This is a genomic window from bacterium (assembly GCA_028821235.1).
Lineage (GTDB): Bacteria > Actinomycetota > Acidimicrobiia > Spongiisociales > Spongiisociaceae > Spongiisocius.
The window spans coordinates 1-2,156 of the sequence record JAPPGV010000092.1 but is presented as its reverse complement, the minus strand read 5'-3'; the positions used below and the strand labels follow the sequence as shown (position 1 = coordinate 2,156).

Here is a 2,156-nt window from a genome sequence, read left to right as displayed (position 1 = left end):
GTTCGTGGCCCGCAACTTCGCCTACGACCTGGACGAGGAGTTCGACCGGATGCAGCGGGTCATCCTCGCTCAGGACAAGCCGGTGGTCGAGTCACAGCGTCCGGAGGAACTCCCGGTGGAGTTGACCGCGGAGATGCACGTGAAGGCGGCCGACCTGGGCACCGTGATCTACCGACGCTGGCTGATGGAGTTCGCCGACGGGAAGATCGAGCTGGCACCCACCGCGTGACCGACCGGCCTGCCGTGGTCATCGTCGGGGCCTCCCTCGGTGGCTTCCGTACTGCCCACACCCTGCGGCGTCTCCGGTTCGAGGGCCGGATCATCCTGGTGGGGGACGAGTCCCACCTTCCTTACGACCGTCCGCCCCTCTCCAAGGAGGTCCTGACGGAGGAGAAGGCACCGGACGACACGTACTTCCGGGCGCGCGGTTTCTTCGAGGATCAGGGCATCGAGTTGAGGCTCGGCTCGCCGGCGGTGGGCCTGGACGGCGACCGCCGCACGATCACCCTCGCCACCGGTGAGCAGCTCGGATACGACGCAGCGGTGATAGCCACAGGCGCCCGTCCCCGGCGCCTCCCGGGAACGGAAGGCCTGCCCGGTGTCCATGTGATGCGCACCCTGGACGATTCCGCATCGATCCGGTCGGCTCTCGACCGGGCGAGGCATGTGGTAGTGGTCGGGGCGGGCTTCATCGGCAGCGAGGTGGCGTCCAGCGCTCGAGACCGGGGGGCGGATGTGACGGTCCTAGAGGCTGCCGGACAGCCCCTGGTGGCGGCGGTGGGCGCCGAGGTGGGGCAGCGTTGCGCCGTTCTCCATGACCTCTACGGGACCGAACTCCGGTGCGGCGCCGGCGTGGAGGGCATCGACCGGACTCCCGATGGCCTGGCGGTCCGCCTCGCCGGCGGCCCGGCGATCGGATGCGACCTGGTGGTGGTCGGAATCGGGGTGATCCCGAACATCGAGTGGCTGGAGGACTCGGGGATCGAGATCGACCGGGCGGTGCTGTGCGACCAGCACATGCGCACCTCGTTGCCCGATGTCTACGCGCTGGGCGACCTGGCCTCCTGGTACAACCCCAGGTACGGCGAGCGGATGCGTGTCGAGCACTGGACCAACACGGTCCAGCAGTCCACCACCGTGGCCCGCAACATCGTGGCTGCCATGTCCGGTGCCGACCCGGTCGCCTATGACGGCATCCCATACTTCTGGTCCGACCAGTACGGGCACCGCCTGCAGCTGGTGGGCCGGGCGACAGGAGACGAGCCGGCATTCGTTCACGATCCGCCCGATCAGCCAGCCATGATGGCCCTGTACCGCGACGGTGATCGGCTGGGAGGCGCCTTCGCCATCGACACGGTGGGTCCGCTCATGCAGATGCGGAGCCTGCTGGTCCGCGACGCCGGCTTCGATGAGGCCCTCGAACTGGCATCGGAACTCGCGTAGGCGGGCCGGGTCGCCGCGGGCGCACACATCCCGAGCCGCGTGTCGTCGGCCGGAGCATGTCACACCCGGTGGCTAGCTTCGGATCATGACTGCAACACGCGATGCCGGTTCGGGATTCTGGCTGGCCTTCGAGTCCACGGGAGGCTGTCTCGTCTATGCCGAACCCCCTGTGTTCGTCCAGTCGGTGGAGGAAGCACGCCGCACCATGGTAAGGACCGCCGGGGAGGTGCTGGAAGAACGTAGGCCTGCAGGTCCCGATCCCGCGCACTTCCTGTTCCCATCCGGAGGGGAGCGCGGTTGGGACGACCTGGTCCGGTGCGAGTCCTCCCGCTGCTACGACCCGAGCGTCCCGGAAGAGGGCATGAAGGTCTCCTACGTGCTGTACGAGCAAGGAGGCCTGGAGGGAGTCGGTGGGATCATGTGGACCTATGGCGTCTACCTGACGGTCAAGGGTTCTCCTGAGATCTGGGATCACCCCGCCCACGTGCCCTGCGGCCTGTACCTCATCGACGACTGATCAGGCGCACAGAAGCCGCTTCGCTCCGGTAGTACAGTCACCGCGTGAGCATCCACATCCGCAGGAGGGTGATTTGGCGCGGGCAGCTAACCCATGAGCGACTCTGATCAGGTGCGTATCGGCGTGATCGGCGCCAGTCCGCCCGGCTTCGGGGACCGGGCCCACCTGCCTGCCATCCGGGCTGCCGAGGGCTTGG

At 67.9% G+C, this 2,156-nt stretch carries 3 protein-coding genes; all 3 read left to right on the top strand.

The genetic code is table 11. From position 1 onward, the window contains the following. Positions 1–229, top strand: a 229-nt coding sequence (locus OXK16_10940) for a hypothetical protein (protein ID MDE0376465.1), incomplete at its 5' end; no start/stop codon positions are given. Continuing rightward, positions 226–1,443, top strand: coding sequence for an FAD-dependent oxidoreductase (locus tag OXK16_10935; protein ID MDE0376464.1), 1,218 nt, complete (start codon positions 226–228; stop codon positions 1,441–1,443). The genes OXK16_10940 and OXK16_10935, both read left to right, overlap by 4 nt. A gap of 85 nt (positions 1,444–1,528) precedes the next feature. Further along, a complete protein-coding gene (locus OXK16_10930; GenBank protein ID MDE0376463.1) occupies positions 1,529–1,960 on the top strand; it encodes a hypothetical protein in 432 nt (143 codons plus the stop codon). Positions 1,961–2,156 lie beyond the last annotated feature (196 nt).

Excerpts from the sequence above, each read along its gene's own strand:
- OXK16_10930 (MDE0376463.1), top strand. The coding sequence starts at position 1,529 with ATGACTGCAACACGCGATGCCGGTTCGGGATTCTGGCTGGCCTTCGAG.